Below are 13760 nucleotides of genomic sequence, written 5' to 3'. Positions count from 1 at the left end.
TGTAAATAACACAACTTTATAACTTACATGTTAAGTACAATATAACACAATCTTAATTTGTTCCAATCTTCTTTATAGAGCTAATTATAATATTTGGAATGCAAATATTTGGCTGGATATCACAATCACTCTCCACAAGCTTCCCTGTCACCAAATACACATCTGTGGCCGGGTTTATATCCTCCGGCTTTATGTTGCCATACTTCCCCAGCATAAACGTCACCCATTTCCCATTTACTTCATTAGCTGACGGTTCATCTTGCGGTATGGCCCAATACCACTGTTTTGAATTTGAGGTGTCATTTTGACCTGTAATATAAAATTTAATACCTGAAATTTGCGATAGATCGGTTGCAATTGTTCCTTGCCATTGTACGGTCTTGCCTATATATTGGTCGCTTTGATCTCTTGCAACCATATCATAACTTAAAGAGGATGGTTCAGTTAAGGCCGGCGGATTTGTTTCCGACGTGCTGTAACTGGTAATTATAATGTAACCAAAATACAAAAACATTAAAGCCAGCGCTACCGCAACGCCTATGGGATATTTAATTTTAATAACTGCCACATCTTTTTTAACCTCTGGCTGCTCAAATTTTACAGTTAAATATAACAAAGCAACCTCTAACATGCTAAACAAAGCCAGAAGTGTTAAATCAAAAAATGATTCCTCCGCCGCGGTTATCTCGTAAAAGCCAACAGCCACGACTAAACCGATGGATATGTAAGCCACGATCTTAAACAAAACGCTTAGGGCTGTCACATCGCCGTTAGTTTTTATTTGCTTCCGGATGGAAAATAACAACAAGACATTACCGGGTATATAAAATACGGCAGCAAAAACGAGCAGATCGGATATATTTATAAACTTCAAAGTCAGTGTGAAGTATATACTATAAGCGAGCATGAGGGCGCCGGCGGCGAGAGAGTAGATGGTTTGTTTTTTAAAAAGAGATGGGATGGTTTCAGGCGACATATATAAAATATTAATTTGAGTTTATCAATCGTTTAGCATCATCTTTAACTTTGGTTAACCAGCCTACACAATCCTCGTATTCTTGTACATACCCTGCATCACATGTCCAATTATGATTCAGGTTATTCGTGACACAATGACCGTGAACAGGTTTAGCATAACATTTGCCATCATACAAACAAGCGTCCGAATCACATTCTGTTTTGATTTGGGTGCATATGTATTTAACATCTCCTATAGGCCCCCTAGGCACAACCACATATCCATCTTCGCATCCGCAATTTGGTTTTCCATTATTATCGAATGTACCTAACCATACAAATCCAGATGGGCACAGACCGGGAGAGTCTATATTTGCTGTATTAGTAATAAGCGGTCCGACGTTTACAATAATATTTTTATTTGGATCATACAAAAAGGCTTGTTTGGCCTGAGAATATACTAAAACTACATCGCCATTTTGTGCGTCTTTATAAAACGGCTGGGTTAGAACTAATTTAATCGCGTCATTAACCGTTGCCAATACCGGAACTTCTCCATTTGGTAAAGACACAAGTTGCCCAACTTTCTCAATGATACTTTGTAATTCTTGCTGTGCGGCTGTTGTTGTTTGTCCATCTAGAGGACCCGAAGAATTTGTGCTTATCGCAGATGGCGCCTCATTGATTGGTATAACATTGCTAACAGGATTGAAATCGCTGTTCGAATGATTTTGAACCAATCCGGAAAAAATAAAAATTATAATATAAATTACTAAAGCGATATTTAATGCCACAATATGTGAAACATTTTTGTCTTTGCTAAATTTCTTAATTAAAAAATGCAAAATCACCTGTAGTGTGACTACTGCCAAAACCCAACCAACCAAAGAACCAATAAAATAAGGTAATGTCACCGATTTCATCCTCAATAATATTAAAACGAATGTAACTCCTCCGAGTATGTATGAAATGCTTTTACGATTAGCAAAAGACTTATTTGTCGCAACCTCCATATTCCAAAATTTAATGATTTAATCTAACGATCAAAAAAAGAATGCCCAGAACAGTACCAGTTATAGCCATCCACATACCGGCTCCACTTTTATTTGTGCGCACAATTCCCACTATGCCAAGTATAAGAGCCAACAACGGGAAAATACTTAATTCCCAAAGAAATATGGAAATAATTCCTAATACAAAACTAGCTACCGCAATTTTATCATTTTTTATTGTCTGATCTGTTTGATTTGTCATATTTATTAAATTATCTATAAATCCCCACTTCTAATTTTTGAACGAAAGAAGGCGTTCATGGTAGAAAAATGCCCTTTTTCTTCCTGAATTTCTTTCATCTTAAACATGGATTTAGCCATAAATCTATCCACTCTATTATGGAGTTCGTATGGTAGAGGTTTATCATCTTCTGTAAAACCTAACCCATTCATTTCCTCCAATATCTCCTGCGTTAGAGGATATTTACCATAAACAGGAAAATCTAGCCACGTCTTTCTTAATGCGTCCTCGGCTGATAAGTGCAATTTTTGTACACATATAGTGAAGTGCTCCCATCTGAATGTATTATCATCTTTTATTAATTTTTGTTTTACATCGTCGCTTAAGCTGCTCCACCATTTTACGTCATCATCGGTTGCACCTTCCTGCTTAAGCATGTCCTGCTCAACAAGAAAGTACAACGTAGCTATCGTCTGTTGCGAATTATAATTTTGTCCCAACACACCCTCTCTACCGTCGTCAGCATTAACACACCTTATTTCCCAATTATCCGGTCCAATAAGTGAATACTTAAGCAACATACCACTATTATGCGGTAATTTGAAAATGAAACCTTTAGCTTTCTCCGCATCATTCAGGGATGAACATACGCTTTTTTCGATATCTTTGACATCAATAATCTGTGCACTCCTCGTTTCCTCAACTGCTGTGCTAATATTTTTCTCTGTTTCTAAAAAAGTTTGCAACTCTTTGCACATTGATAATACTTCTTTATACGCGTTTGTTGCTATTGCTGAAAATTCCGTAAATTTGCTACTAGGATCCGCGCCAATGATATTACAAAGAGATCTCCACCACTCAAAGAAATCATTTGTTGAGCTGCTCATGCTCTTTTCAAAATCCTCATATCGAGATTCATTTATATCAAAAATTGTGTACAGTAATCCGACTAGTTGGGCATAGTTAATTATCTCTCTATTACCTAGTTTTAAAGTGAGATAAAAAAACCAAAGCGTAAATTGTTGATAAAGTACGTTGAGATTATGCTCATTCAAACTGCTTATTTGATTCTTGAATATATCAAGTTTAGGATGAAAAACATAACAAGTCATCTTGTCGCTAAACCCTACAGCAGCAAAGCAGAGTTCCTCCTCAAAAATTCTCTCATTTTTTGGTTTCACTAAAATATTATTTGTGACCCTTGCCTGATATGGACTGCTCACATTCTCCCTCAGCATATTTATTTTAGCTATTTTACCACTTAAAATATCAGATAATGACATAGATTTGAATAAATTAAAAAATGGACCGCGGTTTTGCTAGTCCATCTGGTACATCCCTACGAACGAGATGCCCATAACGGCTTCCGCGGCCCATTCCTGGCCACTATGAGCAAGAATGAGGCAGCAAGAAACCGCCTGTGTGCGTAGGGATTTTTGTTTATGGACTAGCAGTATTAATTTACACCTTTTCTGTTAAATAATCAATAACTGCTGAGTTTGGTAAAAAAAAGACCAGTGTAGTATGTCTACACCGGCCTCTTCTTAGTTTATCTCTTACTTTTGTAATGTGCAGCAGTGAAATATACCACTGCAAGCCCCACAAACATGAAAAACCCTTTCATCAGAATGTCGGATACGGTAATTCTTGCGCCAGGGAAGACAACGGAAATTATGAAACCAATCATAATCGCCGGCATAAGGACTATGTGGCAGAAGTTAACAACTAAAATCTCTATTTTATCTCCTGTTTTGTTTTGTCCGGATTGCATATAATTTTTGATTTATCATGTGAATAATAATAATACGATCTATTACTTAACGCTCTATCTTCAACTTGCTTTTGCTCAAGACGTGCACGGCTTGAAACGCCAATGAGAAAAACTTCGTTGAGCAATTTTCTTCTTCTCTTTTCCCTTTCCCAAATGGGTATGGCTTCTGGTTGAATATCAGCAATAACTTCTCGCGGAAGATTGAACTTGATTTCGACTATTTCTTTTCTGTTTGGTTCAAAATTCTCGTGCTTTTCACTAACAAATATTTTGATGAGCAGAAGGAAGATGACGCAAACAATTAAGAATAAAACCATAATGATTTCAGGTTAGAGATGGCCGAGGGCAGGTCGCACAGACACTGCCCCAGCCAATATGATTTAGAAGTCACAATTATTTATCAGTCGAGATATCTCCGCCGATGCCTCCGACTTAGATAATTCGGTTATGCTATTTATCCGCTCTTGTCGTTCCTCCTCATCTAAAACTTTCTCTGTAAGTAATTGCGTAAGTAAAATAATCTGTTTCTCTGTGATACTGCTTTCTTCAAAGGCACGATAATTCTTGCTGGCGTTGTATTCGGATTCATCTTCAACCATATCAACAGCTGGTGCTTTGGTTATCGGAGCAGGATTATCAAACATCACTTCTTCTGCTGGTGTTGGCTGATAGTTAGACAGCACTGCCACAAAGGCAAAGATATTTCTGAGACACTTAGCCATTGCCCGGGTTTGACTCATGGATTTTATTTGAAAAGCGGGTTTATCGGTCCAGCTTTTTTCTTCTCTGGTGCACGATGCCTCGGCTGATGACACAATTTTTCCATCTTTGTAAGCAACTGCCCTGGATTCAAAACCAAACACATTGTCTTTTTTGGTAATTGGTTTCACCCATTCCACGCCGACTGATGTATTATAGAATCTGGCGATTGTCTGCCAGTCCTCGAATGTCAGGAATTGTTCTCCGTTTATTATAATTTTCTTTGCTTTGGAATTAACAACTTCAGTTAACGCTTTAGCGGCGCGATGTGCGAATTCTAAAACTTTTACTGGATCCCCCTCCGGCGCCGGCAGGTTGCGATTAATTACTAACGCTGGTTTTTCTGCTACTGCTGTTAATTGATTGTTCATATAATTTATTATTTATTATTTTCTGGCAGCCATAACATAATATTTTTTCGCCTTGATAATTAAAAAATACTATGATTGGAGTACTTACACCATGTCGGCCGCACTTCACGCAGCGCAATAACCCGCTTGGCGTATCCCGCCAGTCACCACTTTTAAGCAGTGATACGGTAATCGGATCAAGGACGCTGATATTGTGCCGCGCGTATTGATTTAAGATTTTATCTTTCACCATAATGTTATTGCCTGACTTGCACAGCGTTTGCCAGACCGCTGTATCGGCCGCTGTTTAAGATACGGCTGATATGGATAAAACCATTACTATACCGGATATCGACCTGTGATCCGATTGGAAAGTTTATTCCATTCATGAATTTACCCTCCACTGGCAAGCACGGTATGGGCTCACCACGGCTATCACAACTGCGGTAAGTTATTTTCCTTATATTTTTCCTCATAATATAAAATTAAGGTGATTTAATTTCTTCGACCTGACCGCGCCAGAACAAAAACACCGGCTTGCGCCAGCGTCGTTTTTCTTCCTGCTCATTCTCTTCTTCCACGATTGTGAACGACCTGATTGCTTTCTCGCTTTTCCGCACCCGGAAACCACGGGAATTCCAATCACGGAGTGTGAAACAATTTTCCGTGGGCCGGTAACTATCCGCCGCTTCCTGACCAAAGCGCTCAAGGATTTGTTCTTTGACCAGGGCAAAGGTTTGCGCCGAGCCTTTGTACTTTGCTTTTGCTTGTTGCATAAGTATGTTGTTAATAATAAAACAAGCGCCTGGTGGCAGACGCTAATATCCAAGAACAAGTAGCGGCAGAGGCTATGCGCCAGCGGCTAACAGCGTAACTTGGCGGCAGGCAGAATGGTACCCGGGGGTTGTCTTTCCTGGGACTCCTAAAATGTGGGGATACATTGAGGTAAAGACCCGAGCTGGGCCTTTTTATAAAATTTCACTTTTTGCCTTAGCTGTTGACAAATACCTCGTTTTGTGCTAATGTAAATTGTTCTTTTTCACAATTATCTCAGTTTTCTTTTGGCTCTGCCACACAGATTCAAAAGAAGGCTGGGAAACTAGCTACGATACCTGAAAGCGAGGATAAGCCATGAAGAAGAAAGCATACGATGAGAGGGATCTCTCCAAGGCCGTTGAGCTGGTCGTGGCACTCCATAGGGAATTCAAAGCCTTTGGTATCGACCTGGGTGATTGGATGCGTGTCCGCGACGACGAGCTGCTCCGCGGAGACATCGCCATGCAGGTCTACAATCGCCTGCCGTTTGCACCGCCCAATCACCAGATCAGAACCATCCTGGAGATCAACGATAAGGTGTGGAAGGACAAGTGCATCACCGAACAGGTGATCCGCGCCGTTGGTGATCCGCCCCCCCCTCCTGAGCGAGAGGGCATTCCCGAGACGTTCTGCCTCTGCCTGCTCTACGAGACCGGCAACCCCCTCAAAACGCTCGCCCGCAACATCGCAGCCTGCAAGTATGTCTTCGGCAAGGACCGATGGAAGAAGGATCTGGCCAGGACCTTCTCGGATACCGAGCGCAACGGACCAAAACCCGTCGTGAGTGTGCGCAAGGGCGCGAGACCTCGCCCCGCCGGATTCCGGTGGGCCGTGGTGAATCTGGGATTCAGGTACAGAGGACGCCCGATCCCCGAAGCTCGCGCCGATCTGGATCAGAAGGGTCTGATGGGTGTGGGACAGGAGCTCCCGCTAATCGCCGCCCTTCATCCTCGGTGGGCTACTCTTGCCGGGCTCAATCCCAGCATCGTCCACTACTTCCCCGAGGCGATCGCTCCGGACCTGGACTACCATGTTAAGGGAGCAATGCGGGGAGCCTTGAGCCTCAGCGGGGGCGGCACCACCTTCATATTCAGTAGCCCGGGCGTCTGGATCGGTGGCACTCACCTGATTCCTCGCAAACGCAACGAGGCCAGAAACTTCGGCGTCACCTTCTTCCTGTAGCTCCTCACGCTCCTTCCAAACGTCCCGTCTGTCAGATGGCGGGGAAGTCCTTCGGTCCTACGAAGGGCGACGGCTGTGGAAACACGGCCTCTTTTTTTTGTAAACAGGGGTTGTCAGGTAATAATTTCAAGTTAAAATTTATCGGTTGCAAAAAATCCGCGCCAAAAATTTCGAGTTTTGGACCCTATTTTGCCAAGTACTTATGATATTATATAAATATAAACTTTTCTTATGACATATAATTTCCCTTTAGAACCCGACTTCGTTGATGGTGATAATCAACCAATTAATTACAGCATCACAACACAGCCAAAGAAGCCGCGCCTGCATAGAATAGACCAATACCATATTGAAGACTGCTTAAAGCTGGAGATCGGCCACTTTGGTCGCCATATCCTCAATCGTGCGAACGCCGATAGACCAGAGCAGGAAAAAACATTTTTTATTCAGCACGGGCCCATTAGCAGGGCACAGGTGTTTTACAATATCAAAGAAGAACATCTGGAGGCGTATATTGATATAAGGTGCCAATACAGAGGCTTATGGCTAAGCCAAAATTTGGAATTAGGTGTGCAAAGCGCGGGGTTTGGCGCACGGCCATTTTTCATTTGCTCTTGCGGGTATAGGTGTTCTGTTTTGTTTCTACACCCCCAGAAGCAGTACAGCTTCGTATGCCGCCACTGTTTGGGGCTCAACTACGAACTCAACGGGATAAATAAAAATACAAAGCATGGCAAAGTTACATTTTTAAGCATTTGGCTAAACAAGCTGATAAAGCGTGAAGAAAGTATCAGACATCGAGCCTATGGCAATAATGTGACTAGGCGCTTTCAGGCATTTGCCCGGCGATATTGCAAATGGCAGAATCTTGTTGAAGCAAATAAAGAATTAATTAATAGTTAATATTATTCCCATAATATTTATTTTAGCCCTGAACCCGTTCGTGCGCGGGAGGATTTTTGATTTTTTGGCCAATGGTGTAATATAGTGGTATATTGTGAAAAAAGGGTGGTGACTACGTCCGTGGAGATAAAAATATTAAATATTATATGATATATGTCGGATTTTGATCTTAAAGCCATTGAAATAATGGGTTTATTAATATATAAGGCCAAAGGAGCAGGGGGTCTAAATATAGATTTTATTATATTCACCAAAGAAGATATCGAATTTCTAAAGATAACTCGAGAAATCTTATATATACATCTTGAGAAAATACAAAGCGAAGGTTATATAGAAAATTTGCGCCCGCTTGATGAAAATGATGAAATTTATAATGAATACCCAGATGAGAATCAGGCCGACATGATTTTTGCAGCTGCAATAGATTTTGCGAAGATAAAGGAATACGACGAATATAGACAGAGACAAATATCTAAAACTGGAAAAGATATTAAACTATGGGTATCTCCATACCATTTTTTTACAATAACTGATTGGAAAGATGTACAGATAAAATTCTTGAACAGCACCAAAATTAAAGTATCTACTAAAGGTGCGGGAAATCGTGAATTGACATACACACAACTTGGTTTTGTTACTGGTAGAAAATCATCACCAGAGCCCACACGAGAGTGGTTATTTTTGCAAACATTGAGCATGCTCCAAAATCAACAACCTAATAGAGAAACACTTCTCCAGCGCTTAAGGAAAACTTATTATGACACCACAAACGATTCTATAGACCAAACACGGACACGTTTGGTTAAAAAACTTAAAGAAGTGTTTGGGACAGATGAAGAACCCTTGGTAGACTATACGGTAGCCGGCAAGATATACAAAGTAAAATTTAAACTACTTCCTGAAGATTCATTATTACAAGAAAAGGATCCAGATAAATATAAAAACAACAAAATATTCAATGAAAATATGGCTAATGATGATAAAAGTCAAACAGATGGTGATCCAAGTGAAAATAATGAAGACGACCTAAATGATTGAGTAAAATAAACGACGAAAATACCCACTGATATGTCAGTGGGTATTTTTTTGCTTAATAAAGCCAACGCAACAGTGCTCAACGACATGTCAGCCTTACTTATAGAGGGGGACAAAAGCGCATATCAAACACAACCCACTTTTCCAGTTACAGGTCGAGTTGATATGCGCACCTGTTTCGCGGAATAGTGGGTTTTGTTATTTAGGCCAGTGAGTTTCGGCATTTTCTGATCCATCCTCACGATCACCAAAATGTTACTGCTATTACTGCCAACAAAACAACCGAATTTGCGCTAATTCAAAAGGAAATTACTATATTTATTATGCAATCTGTTACCTATATAAAAAGAATTTTTTCTCCAATAGTGTTGTGTTGGGATGGTTAAAACAAGCGCCAAGGCAAGAAAGTTTGAAGGGGGGAGTAACAAATTAATATTTAATCTAAAATTTATGACCTTCGTAAAAGCGGCCCCAATACAACAAGTTATGACCAGATTCGCTAATAAACATAAAGACAAGCTTGTCTACGTAAAAGAATATAGTGCCTTTTACCTTCGCCATCCGAAATATGAGTACTTTACGTCGGCATTCAAAACCAAAGAAGATATTTACCACTTTTTGGCTGGTGAACTGGAGATGGAATATCTTATCAGTAATTCATCAATAACTAGATCAACCTTTGAAAATGCAGTTTTGTGGTTAAAAAACAAGTGCCCATTAATAAATGAGTTCAATTCATCACAAATAATGTTCAGCGATAAAAAAGTTCTCAATGTGAGGACTCTTGAAATCGCAGACTACAAACCCGAAGATTTCATTTTCTACTACATAAACTGCCACGCGCCGCAACCAAAAGAAAATTGCCCAATTTTTAAACAATTCCTTAATCAAATTTTGGTGCAGGAAAGTGAAGATGGCAAATTCAGTCCTGATCCGGAAATCATAAATTTAGTGCAAGAAATGTTCGGCTATTATCTAATAGATATAATCGAACCACCCACAGCGTTTTTCCTGGTCGGTGATGGAGCCAACGGCAAAAGTACACTGCTCTTTGTATTGGAGCAGTTGGCCGGCGGAGAGGAATTTATCATGAGTAATTCAATCGAAAATTTGACAACCACGCCGTTTGCTAAATCGGAGTTGCGCTTCAGGCGTTTAAACGTCTGTTCGGAAGAACAATCAAAATACTTACGCTCGGATAATTTTAAAGCGATGGTTGAAGGTACAAGAATACATGCAGACATAAAATTTGTCGATCCAATTTCCTTCAAGCCAAAAACCAAACACATCTTTGCAACTAATCGCATTCCATCTTTCGATTCAATTGATTATGGGCTCAAGAGAAGGATAAAAATCATACCATTTAAACGTAAGTTTCTTCCGCACGAAACCGATAAAACACTTAAAACCTTGGATTTTCGCGATTCTAAGTTTTTCCCAGAGCTGCCGGCTATTATCAGCTGGGCAATGGAGGGCGCCCGACGGCTAATCAATAAAGACTATACATTTTCTCCGTGCCGGGCCACTGAAGAGTCAATGATTGATTACCAGAATAACGTATCATCCGTAGCTATGTTTATAGAAGAAAATTTTGAACATGCCAATGATCCTGATGCTGAATTTATCTCGCTTAATAGATTATTCCAATTGTATACCATATGGTGTAAACGCAGTGGTAAAAAACCTTTTGGAAAGAACACCTTCATTGATGAATTGAGTCATTTAAAAATTAAAAGTTTTACCGGACGAGACAATAAAGAGAATGGTGGTAAAACAACTGTAAAAGGTCGGCATCTAGATATGAAAGGGGAAACTGAGATGCGCTGGTGTGGTGATTATTTTCCGGATGTAAGATAAAAAAATTCCGAATAAATTTATAAGTTATGAAAAAATTACATTTCTTGTTCTTCATACACCCTCCTTAACAATTATAATTGTTGGTTCAAGTTAATTTACTAATTTTATAATATGATATTTGATAATGAAGAAATTATTGCCTTCGTAATACACGGCCTAATGTATTGCCTAGACTGTGCAGAAAAACACAACGGGGAAAGGGAACCTGTAACCGAGGACAGTATTAGGGAAGGTCAGACTGCTGTTTGCGATGGATGCCATACTATCATCATAGAAACTTAGACTGAATTAATTGTAATTCAGATATTGGATTCAATTGCGCCTACCAAACTGTTCTATATTGATGGTTTTGTAGGCGCATAACACGGGGGTATGGCGGAGATAGATATAAATTTACTTATTAAAAAAATGATATGGGACAAATTCCAAAAGAAATATTAGACTCATTTAAGAAAAATAAATTGAGTAAGAAGAAAATCACCGTGCAAAAACCAAGGACATGCTTAACCGGTAACAGAAAAAATAAAACTGATGCGCAGCCGCAAAAAAAGGATACAAAGAGCGGAGATGATGACGGGGACAGTGACAGCGATGAAGCATTAACAAAAACAAAACCACCACAACCACCCAAAGTAGTCGCTGATCCCCATAATAATAACACCATTTCCGAAGAAGGACTTAAAAAATTTATTGCGCTATATGAAAATAAATATGGACAACGGTTGGAGCGCCAAGAAGCGTTTGATGCCTTCTTTAATCTAATCAATATCGTCAAGATTGCATATTACGGTGATCAGCGGTAAAATAAAATATATGTCACAAAATAATTTAACTTTCATACCATATTGCCGGAAATCTTCAGAAGCCGAAGACAGGCAAATGTTATCAATTGATTCCCAGAAAAAAGCATTGGGTGATATTGTTGATCGCGAACATCTGAGTGTACCCTCCCCTGTTCTTTTTGAGTCTAAAAGCGCCTATACAGTTGGCCGTGAAGAATTTAACAAGATGATTGCCCTTATTGAAACTGGAAAGGCTAATAGCATCCTTACATACCACTTAACTCGCCTAGCTCGTAATAGCTTAGATGGCGGCAAGATCGTCTATTTAATGGATCATGGAATCATTAAAGCAATCAGAACGCCAGAAAAATTATGGACCAACACCACCGATGATAAATTCATGATGCAAATACATTTTGCGATGGCTAAAAAAAGTTCAGATGATACAAGTGATTTTGTGCTACGCGATATCCAAGCCAAGCTCCGCAAAGGTGAATATCCAGATTTTGCACCCATAGGTTACTTAAATATTGACAAAGATGGGAAGATCGCGGGAAAACAATATATCCTCGAAAAACAGGGGCTACTAGAAAAATCCACACAACACCTTAAACGAATAGAGCCAGATCCTATTTTAGCGCCCATGATATCCAAACTTTATGAACTAAATGCTACAGGACAATATACACTGGTTAATCTGTGTAAAACTTCTTTTGGATGGGGTTTACACGGCACTCGTTCTAAAACCATGCTGAGTAAGGCCACAATGGAACGTATCCTAAAAAATCCTTTTTATTACGGCGCTATCCGTTGGATGGGAGTTATTCTAGATCCCGAGGAGTTACCGGATGAATTCCGTCACAGTCCGATTATCAGCCGCGAACTATTCCGACGTAATCAAGAAGTACTGGGTAGTTTCAGCCATCCAGTAGGCGCTGCAACTTTTTACCCATATAGCAATTTTATACGTTGTGATTTGTGCCAAGGCATAATATCAGGTATGACTGCGAAAGGATCCAGTTATTACCGCTGTGTTCGTTGTAAAGGCATAGGGTATACGCGCGAGGATGTTATAGAAAAACAAATACTGTCAGAGATTGGTAAACTGGCTATTGATGAAGATTTTTTACGCTTAACTATCGAAGAGCTTAATAAGGCAAACGTTCAGGAAACAGGGTTATACGACGCTGTACGGCTACAGCAAGACCGGACACTTCAAAACTGTGACATACAGCTGGATAATTTATTAAAACTCAAGATATCCCCAACAAATGCGGATGGGTCATTGATGAACGACGAAGCTTATGCCAAAAAACAAAAAGAACTACTGGCTGAACGTAAATTATTACAGCAGAAGCGAGCCGATACAGAACAAGGGAAACTCCAATGGCACAACAAGTGTGTTGAGTATTTTAATTTTACTTGTAACCTACAAACTAAGTACCCCGCATTGTCCCCACAGAAGAAACGCGAGGTATTCCAATTTTTCTACTACAACCCGGTGTTAAAACAGAAATTAGTGCTTAACACAGACAAAAAACGGTACCAATTCATTATTGACCTAAAAAACGAAATTACTCTCACTACAACCGCCAATTCTTCGCTAGGCAAAACAAAAACAGCGTATGCTGACGCTGTTTGTTCCGTTATGCGGGTCGGACGGGACTCGAACCCGCAACCTCTTCCGTGACAGGGAAGCGATCTAACCAAGTTGATCTACCGACCCAAATTAAATTGTTGAAACGTAAGAAAATTATATAGTAAATCTGACAAAATGTCAACAATTCAATTTTGCTTTTCAATCATACCCAAGAACCGGCAAACTCCGGACCTCTCTTTGTAAACAACGCCAAAATTTTATCAAACTTGAGTGAAAGTTCATCAAATCTAATTGAAAGTTCTCGAATATCTGCCTTGATGGCAGACACATCCTTTTCAATTGTATCCAATCTCTTTTCAATCCGCTCAAGTCGCACCGTGTGATCTGCTACTGTTCGGGCTATAAAATCAAGCTGGTCATCATGCTCATCAAACCGCTTATCATGCTCGTTAAGTTTTTTAATAACTTCTTGCATAAACAAAAAGCTTAGGAGATAAATACCTCGACCTTTACGG

The 13760-nt window shown here is 39.8% G+C and carries 15 protein-coding genes and 1 tRNA gene; 6 read left to right on the top strand and 10 right to left on the bottom strand.

The window, feature by feature from the left end; genetic code table 11:
* Window positions 1-52: 52 nt before the first annotated feature.
* From WC526_02325 to WC526_02290, 8 genes are all read right to left on the bottom strand, one after another.
* Window positions 53-976 carry a hypothetical protein gene (locus WC526_02325; protein ID MFA5061955.1) on the bottom strand — a complete coding sequence of 308 codons (924 nt, stop codon included), beginning with the start codon at window positions 974-976 and terminating at the stop codon, window positions 53-55.
* Between the two features lie 10 nt (window positions 977-986).
* The gene (locus WC526_02320) at window positions 987-1970 is read right to left on the bottom strand and encodes a hypothetical protein (GenBank protein MFA5061954.1); all 984 of its coding nucleotides are present in this window, start codon (window positions 1968-1970) and stop codon (window positions 987-989) included.
* Between the two features lie 10 nt (window positions 1971-1980).
* Window positions 1981-2211, bottom strand: coding sequence for a DUF4190 domain-containing protein (locus WC526_02315; protein MFA5061953.1), 231 nt, complete (start codon window positions 2209-2211; stop codon window positions 1981-1983).
* Window positions 2212-2225: 14 nt separating this feature from the next.
* The gene (locus WC526_02310) at window positions 2226-3473 is read right to left on the bottom strand and encodes a hypothetical protein (protein ID MFA5061952.1); all 1248 of its coding nucleotides are present in this window, start codon (window positions 3471-3473) and stop codon (window positions 2226-2228) included.
* Window positions 3474-3924: 451 nt separating this feature from the next.
* Window positions 3925-4278, bottom strand: coding sequence for a hypothetical protein (locus tag WC526_02305; protein MFA5061951.1), 354 nt, complete (start codon window positions 4276-4278; stop codon window positions 3925-3927).
* A gap of 63 nt (window positions 4279-4341) precedes the next feature.
* The gene (locus WC526_02300; GenBank protein ID MFA5061950.1) at window positions 4342-5091 is read right to left on the bottom strand and encodes a hypothetical protein; all 750 of its coding nucleotides are present in this window, start codon (window positions 5089-5091) and stop codon (window positions 4342-4344) included.
* Window positions 5042-5323 (bottom strand): hypothetical protein, encoded by a 282-nt coding sequence (locus WC526_02295; protein ID MFA5061949.1) that lies wholly within the window; start codon window positions 5321-5323, stop codon window positions 5042-5044. Before WC526_02295 ends, WC526_02300 begins: the two co-directional genes overlap by 50 nt.
* A 232-nt stretch (window positions 5324-5555) precedes the next feature.
* On the bottom strand, window positions 5556-5846 hold the full coding sequence (locus tag WC526_02290) for a hypothetical protein (GenBank protein ID MFA5061948.1): 291 nt from the start codon (window positions 5844-5846) through the stop codon (window positions 5556-5558).
* 355 nt (window positions 5847-6201) lie between these two features.
* Here WC526_02290 and WC526_02285 point away from each other — a divergent pair, with 355 nt between their 5' ends.
* The 6 genes from WC526_02285 to WC526_02260 all read left to right on the top strand — a co-directional run bounded on the left by WC526_02285 (window position 6202) and on the right by WC526_02260 (window position 11666).
* The gene (locus WC526_02285; GenBank protein ID MFA5061947.1) at window positions 6202-7068 is read left to right on the top strand and encodes a hypothetical protein; all 867 of its coding nucleotides are present in this window, start codon (window positions 6202-6204) and stop codon (window positions 7066-7068) included.
* 231 nt (window positions 7069-7299) lie between these two features.
* On the top strand, window positions 7300-7971 hold the full coding sequence (locus tag WC526_02280) for a hypothetical protein (protein MFA5061946.1): 672 nt from the start codon (window positions 7300-7302) through the stop codon (window positions 7969-7971).
* 153 nt (window positions 7972-8124) lie between these two features.
* A complete protein-coding gene (locus tag WC526_02275; GenBank protein ID MFA5061945.1) occupies window positions 8125-9009 on the top strand; it encodes a hypothetical protein in 885 nt (294 codons plus the stop codon).
* A 447-nt stretch (window positions 9010-9456) separates the two neighbouring features.
* Window positions 9457-10863, top strand: a complete 1407-nt coding sequence (locus WC526_02270; GenBank protein ID MFA5061944.1) for a phage/plasmid primase, P4 family — start codon at window positions 9457-9459, stop codon at window positions 10861-10863.
* A gap of 111 nt (window positions 10864-10974) precedes the next feature.
* Complete coding sequence (locus WC526_02265; protein ID MFA5061943.1) at window positions 10975-11145, top strand: hypothetical protein; 171 nt, start codon at window positions 10975-10977, stop codon at window positions 11143-11145.
* A 131-nt stretch (window positions 11146-11276) separates the two neighbouring features.
* On the top strand, window positions 11277-11666 hold the full coding sequence (locus WC526_02260; protein ID MFA5061942.1) for a hypothetical protein: 390 nt from the start codon (window positions 11277-11279) through the stop codon (window positions 11664-11666).
* Window positions 11667-13296: 1630 nt separating this feature from the next.
* Here the strand turns inward: WC526_02260 and WC526_02255 are convergent.
* Window positions 13297-13371: transfer RNA gene (locus WC526_02255), tRNA-Asp, on the bottom strand.
* A 76-nt stretch (window positions 13372-13447) separates the two neighbouring features.
* Complete coding sequence (locus tag WC526_02250; protein MFA5061941.1) at window positions 13448-13720, bottom strand: hypothetical protein; 273 nt, start codon at window positions 13718-13720, stop codon at window positions 13448-13450.
* Window positions 13721-13760 lie beyond the last annotated feature (40 nt).

This window comes from Patescibacteria group bacterium (assembly GCA_041649475.1).
In the GTDB taxonomy this organism is placed as follows: Bacteria; Patescibacteriota; Patescibacteriia; order Magasanikbacterales; family GWA2-37-8; genus JBAZNA01.
Note: the sequence above shows the minus strand (reverse complement) of the source record. Positions and strands in the feature narration are given on the sequence as shown.

Excerpts from the sequence above, each read along its gene's own strand:
- WC526_02325 (MFA5061955.1), bottom strand. The coding sequence starts at position 976 with ATGTCGCCTGAAACCATCCCATCTCTTTTTAAAAAACAAACCATCTAC.
- WC526_02320 (MFA5061954.1), bottom strand. The coding sequence starts at position 1,970 with ATGGAGGTTGCGACAAATAAGTCTTTTGCTAATCGTAAAAGCATTTCA.
- WC526_02315 (MFA5061953.1), bottom strand. The coding sequence starts at position 2,211 with ATGACAAATCAAACAGATCAGACAATAAAAAATGATAAAATTGCGGTA.
- WC526_02310 (MFA5061952.1), bottom strand. The coding sequence starts at position 3,473 with ATGTCATTATCTGATATTTTAAGTGGTAAAATAGCTAAAATAAATATG.
- WC526_02305 (MFA5061951.1), bottom strand. The coding sequence starts at position 4,278 with ATGGTTTTATTCTTAATTGTTTGCGTCATCTTCCTTCTGCTCATCAAA.
- WC526_02300 (MFA5061950.1), bottom strand. The coding sequence starts at position 5,091 with ATGAACAATCAATTAACAGCAGTAGCAGAAAAACCAGCGTTAGTAATT.
- WC526_02295 (MFA5061949.1), bottom strand. The coding sequence starts at position 5,323 with ATGGTGAAAGATAAAATCTTAAATCAATACGCGCGGCACAATATCAGC.
- WC526_02290 (MFA5061948.1), bottom strand. The coding sequence starts at position 5,846 with ATGCAACAAGCAAAAGCAAAGTACAAAGGCTCGGCGCAAACCTTTGCC.
- WC526_02285 (MFA5061947.1), top strand. The coding sequence starts at position 6,202 with ATGAAGAAGAAAGCATACGATGAGAGGGATCTCTCCAAGGCCGTTGAG.
- WC526_02280 (MFA5061946.1), top strand. The coding sequence starts at position 7,300 with ATGACATATAATTTCCCTTTAGAACCCGACTTCGTTGATGGTGATAAT.
- WC526_02275 (MFA5061945.1), top strand. The coding sequence starts at position 8,125 with ATGTCGGATTTTGATCTTAAAGCCATTGAAATAATGGGTTTATTAATA.
- WC526_02270 (MFA5061944.1), top strand. The coding sequence starts at position 9,457 with ATGACCTTCGTAAAAGCGGCCCCAATACAACAAGTTATGACCAGATTC.
- WC526_02265 (MFA5061943.1), top strand. The coding sequence starts at position 10,975 with ATGATATTTGATAATGAAGAAATTATTGCCTTCGTAATACACGGCCTA.
- WC526_02260 (MFA5061942.1), top strand. The coding sequence starts at position 11,277 with ATGGGACAAATTCCAAAAGAAATATTAGACTCATTTAAGAAAAATAAA.
- WC526_02250 (MFA5061941.1), bottom strand. The coding sequence starts at position 13,720 with ATGCAAGAAGTTATTAAAAAACTTAACGAGCATGATAAGCGGTTTGAT.